The sequence below is a fragment of the Nocardiopsis sp. TNDT3 genome (assembly GCF_003427465.1).
GTDB classification, from domain to species: domain Bacteria; phylum Actinomycetota; class Actinomycetes; order Streptosporangiales; family Streptosporangiaceae; genus Nocardiopsis; species Nocardiopsis dassonvillei.
In genome coordinates, this window is record NZ_QPFC01000131.1 from 1 (window position 1) to 4740 (window position 4740).

The window sequence follows — 4740 nt, forward strand, 5'->3', positions numbered from 1 at the left end:
CGTCCCCCCGCCGCCCCGCGACACCGGCCTCCCGCCCGGCCTCGAACCCCTGGAGAAGGGCGACCCGCGAACGCTCGGCCCCTACCGGATCGTGGGGCGGATCGGCGCGGGCGGCATGGGCGCCGTCTACGGCGGAATCGACGGAAGCGGGCGGTGCGTGGCCGTCAAGACCGTGCACGCCCGCTTCGCGCGCGGACGCGGCCACCGCGAGGCCTTCGCCCGCGAGGTGGACATGCTGGCCCGCGCCCGGGGTGTGAGCACCGCGCGACTGTACGACGCCGACACCACGGCACGCGTGCCCTGGCTGGCCTTCGACTACGTCCCCGGCCGGAACCTGCGCGCCCACGTACGCGCCTTCGGCCCCCTGGAGGGGGAGATGCTGCGCGCGTTCGCGGCGGGCACCGCCGAGGGCCTGGCCGCGCTGCACTCCGCCGGGATCGCGCACCGCGACATCAAACCCGGCAACGTCATCCTGTCCCCGGACGGCCCGAAGATCGTCGACTTCGGCATCGCCACCGCCGTCGGCACCACGCGCGCGAACGACCGGGGCGCCTCCTACGGCACCCCCGGCTGGGTGGCGCCCGAACGCTACACCGGGGCGGTCGCCGACCCGGCCGCCGACGTGTTCGCCTGGGGCGCCCTGGTGGCGCTCGCGGCCACCGGACGCGAACCCTTCGGCCGCGGCACCCCCGAGCAACTGCGCCAGCGGGTCACCGCCGGTCAACACGACCTGGCGGGCGTGCCCGACGACGTCCTGCCGCTGGTGGAGGCCGCCCTGGCCAACGACCCCGCGCGGCGCCCGCGCGCGGTCGAGCTCATGCGCGCCCTGCTGCCCGAACCCGAGGAGGTCGGACTGAGCGGACGCGGCGGCCCGGTCCCGGCCGCCGAGACCCTGCGCGCCCTGCTGCGCGGCTACTGGCGCGGGGTCGACTCCGCGGGTCACGACCCCGCCGCGTGGGCGACCGCCGTGGGCGTGCTCTCCGCGGCCGGGATCACCGCGGGCGCGCTGGGCGGCGCGGGGGCCGGTACGGGCGGTGCCGCGGGAGCCGCCACCGGAACCACGGCGGCGGGGGCCGCCGGCGGTACCCTCACCGCCCTGGCCGGGGCCAAGGCGGCGGTGGTCGGTGCGGGCGTGCTGGTCGCCGCCGGGCTCGCCACCGGCGGGTACGTGGTCTACGACCGGGTCAGCGGTGCTCCGGCGGAGGCCGTCACCGCCGCCGCGACCACCCTGGAGGAGGGCGGCGGGTTCGTGGTCGAGGTCGAGCGCCGCTTCAGCGACGCGCACGCCGAGGAGGTCGCCGCGCGGACCGGTCAGGCGGTCGAGGCGGTGCTGGAGGAGAGCACGGCCACCGTCGAGTACCGCTACGCGGCCGACCGTGACGTCTTCCTGGCCAGCGGCGAGGTGATGGGACAGGGGTCCGTCGCGGCCGCCGACAGCGGCGGACGGCTGTACGTGTACGGGCCCGCCCTGGCGGAGGGCGAGGCCTCCGAGCCGGTGGAGCCCGCGTGGGAGGCCACCGCCGAGGACCTGGGTCCCGAGCTGGTCACCGGCCCGCTGCGCACGATGGCGGAGTCGCCGGACCTGGAGGCGGGCGGAGCCGGGGAGGAGGGCGGCCGGGTGTACACCGGCCCGCTCACGTCCCGGCTCGTGGTGGACGGCGAGGTGGTCGAGGAGGACGCGCGGGGCCTGGTCGAGGTCGACGCGCGGGGCGGCCCGGTGCGGATGGAGTACGCCGGAGCCCTGTGGCGGGTGCGGGCCGACTTCACCGAGGTCGGCGGCCCCGTGGAGGTGGTCGACCCCCAGCAGGGGGAGGAGTCCGGCGGCGGACGCCTGGAGGTGCTCCACGCGCCCGCCTGCGGAGAGTTCGAGTTCTACGAACGTGTCTGGCAGGTGCGCGCGGACGCCTGGGAGATGTCGTGCGACCGCGCCTTGGAGGTGGCGGGGCTGCTGGGGAGCGAGGGCGGGCGCTCGGAGCTCGCCCTGGGGTACACCGGTACCGGGGTGCACACCCACTTCGTGGACGGCGAGCTGGCCTGCGTGGGGGTGAGGGAGTCGGTCCCCGGGCTGTCGGGGGCGGAGTCCCCCTGGTCGCTGGTCTCCTGCACGTCCGCCACATCCGTCGGGGAGAGCGAGTTCGGCTGGGAGGAACTGGAGTTCGGGGAGTCCGTCCTCATCCGGTTCGTCCGGGTGGAGTAGGAGGACGGTCGGCCCGGACGGCGCGGGCCTTCGCCGGGGGACCGCGCCGCAGGCTGCCCGCGGGCCCGGGGCCTCGGAAGGCCCGCGCCGAAGGACACCGGGCAGGCCTCCGTCGTCCCCCTTCGCCCCGTTCCCGGCCCGAGGGCGCGCCCCGCCCAGGGTTTCGGAACGGGGCTCCCTCCCGGTCCCGGGGTCAGCGCAGGGCGCTGGGCTCCGGGGCCGCCACCGTCCGGCCTTCGCGGTCGCGCCGCCGCCCCGGGCGGTCCAGGACGCCCGCGAACACCGCGATGCCCAGGCCCACCACGGCCAGCACCGCCCCGATCGCGGCCGGGGAGGTGTACCCCAGGCCCGCGCTGATCCCGATGCCGCCCAGCCACGCCCCGGCGGCGTTGGCCAGGTTGAACGCCGAGTGGTTGGAGGCCGCCGCCATCGTCGGCGCCTCGGCGGCCTTGTTCATCACCAGGACCTGGAGCGGGGTGGCCACGCCGAACCCCACCGCGCCCAGGACCACCACCGTCACCGCGGCCGTCCAGGGGTTGTGCACGGTCACCGTGAACACCACCAGCACCACCGCAAGCGCGGCCAGCGACCCGTAGATCGTCGGGCGCAGCGCCCGGTCGGCCAGGGGTCCCACGATCAGCGAACCCAGGGTCATGCCGGTGCCGAACAGGGCCAGGACGATCGGCACCCCGGACGCGGACATGCCCGCCAGCTCCGTCATCATCGGCGAGACGTAGCTGTAGACGGCGAACACCCCGGCGAACCCGAAGACCGCCGTGACCAGGCCCAGGACGACCTGGGAGCGGCCCAGTTCGCGCATCTCGTGGCGCAGGCCCGTGCCGGAGGCCGCGGGCTGGTGCGGCACGAACACCGCGACGCCGAGCAGGGCGAGCAGGGCGATCCCGGCCACGACCAGGAACGCCGCGTGCCAGCCCATCGCCTGGCCCAGGAAGGTGCCCGCGGGCACGCCGACGATGTTGGCCACGGTCAGGCCGAGGAACATCCGCGAGACGCCCGTGGCCCGCCGCCCCGGACCGGCCAGGTGCGCCGCGACCAGCGAGCCCACTCCCAGGTAGGCGCCGTGGGGCAGTCCGGCCAGGACCCGCGAGGCGAACACGGCGCCGAAGGACGGGGCCAGGACGGTGGCGAGGTTGCCCACCAGGAAGAGCCCCATGAAGACCAGCAGCGCCGTCTTGCGGGGCAGCCGCGTGCTCAGCGCGGTGAGCAGCGGTGCGCCGACCACCACGCCCAGGGCGTAGGCGGAGATGAGGTATCCGGCGGTCGGAACCGGTACGCCGAGGTCGGCGGCGACCTCGGGCAGCAGTCCCATGATCACGAACTCGGTGGTGCCGATGGCGAACGCGCCGACGGCGAGGGCGAGCAGGGCCAGAGGCATGGGTGGGCCCCCTTCGAAGGGTCGGTCGGGGTTCACGGGTGCCGGGCGCCGCGGGTCGCGGGGTTTCGGGCTTTCCGGGGCCCGGCGGGGCCGGATGACAGCGGAGGGTGATTTGGCACGTGCCAATTCCAGTGTCGGACTTTTCCGGACCTGTGCCAACCGTCCGCGCGTGTGATGTGGCTCTTAGCGGCGCGCCCACCGTCGGAAACGTCGCAGGACACCGGCCACGGGCGTCCTGGGCCGCAGGGCCCTCAGCGCGGGGGAGCGGTGCTGCCGCGCACCGTCAGGGCGGGCTCCAGCAGCAGATGCCTGCTCTCGGTGCGCCCGCCGTCCAGGCGCTCGGACGCGGAGCGGACGGCGAGCCGCGCCATGCGCGCCGCGTCCTGGCGCACCGACGTGAGCTGGAGGAAGGAGAGCCGCGCGGTCCGGCTGTCGTCGTAACCCACCACCGAGACGTCCCCGGGCACGCTCACCCCGGCGCGGACCAGTGTCGCCAGCAGCCCGAACGCGCACAGGTCGTTGGCCGCGACCACGGCCGTGGGCAGGGCCTCCCGCGCCAGGAGCACCCGCGCCGCCCGCGCGCCCGCCTCCTCGGAGTAGTCGCCGGGCAGGACCTCGACGCGCCCGCCCAGGCCGTACCCGCGCATCGCCTCGGCGTAGCCCCGCGCGCGCCCGCCGGCCCCCGGGAGCCCGCCGCCGTCGACGTGCACGATGTCGCGGTGGCCCAGTTCCACCAGGTGCCCGACGGCCTGGCCCACGCCCGCGGCGTCGTCCGTGCCCACGCTGTCGGTCCCCTCCGCGCCGGTGCGCTGGCCGATCTCCACCACGGGGACCCGTTCGGCGACCCGCGCCAGGTCCGCGGGCGCCTCCGCGGACAGGCCGATCAGGATCAGCGCCTCGCAGCGCAGCCCCACCAGTTCGTCGATCGCCTCGCGTTCGCTGCGGGTGCTGGCCATCGCGCTCAGCACCACGCCGTACCCGAGTTCGGCGGCGGCGGGGTAGAGCTCCTCGACCAGGTGGGCGTCCATCGGGTACTCCAGGCCGAAGAGCACGCCCACCTGTCGGCTGCGCGCCCGGCGCAGCAGCCGTGCGGCGGTGTCGGCCCGGTACCCCAGCTCCTCGGCGGCGCGCAGGACCCGCTCCCGGG

General features: G+C 76.2%; 3 protein-coding genes. 1 reads left to right on the forward strand and 2 read right to left on the reverse strand.

The window, feature by feature from the left end:
- Nucleotides 1-2197 (forward strand): serine/threonine-protein kinase (locus tag DQW06_RS03710; RefSeq protein ID WP_232832945.1); only part of this gene is annotated, 2197 nt, incomplete at its 5' end.
- A gap of 193 nt (nucleotides 2198-2390) precedes the next feature.
- On the opposite strand, the gene DQW06_RS03715 is transcribed toward DQW06_RS03710, so the two are convergent.
- Together DQW06_RS03715 and DQW06_RS03720 are read right to left on the reverse strand one after the other, a co-directional pair.
- Nucleotides 2391-3593, reverse strand: a complete 1203-nt coding sequence (locus DQW06_RS03715; protein ID WP_013153500.1) for an MFS transporter — start codon at nucleotides 3591-3593, stop codon at nucleotides 2391-2393.
- A gap of 251 nt (nucleotides 3594-3844) precedes the next feature.
- Nucleotides 3845-4740, reverse strand: an 896-nt coding sequence (locus DQW06_RS03720; RefSeq protein WP_157983335.1) for a LacI family DNA-binding transcriptional regulator, incomplete at its 5' end; no start/stop codon positions are given.

What these genes read in the sequence shown, in the direction of transcription:
- DQW06_RS03715 (WP_013153500.1), bottom strand. Translation starts at nt 3,593, where the DNA reads ATGCCTCTGGCCCTGCTCGCCCTCGCCGTCGGCGCGTTCGCCATCGGC.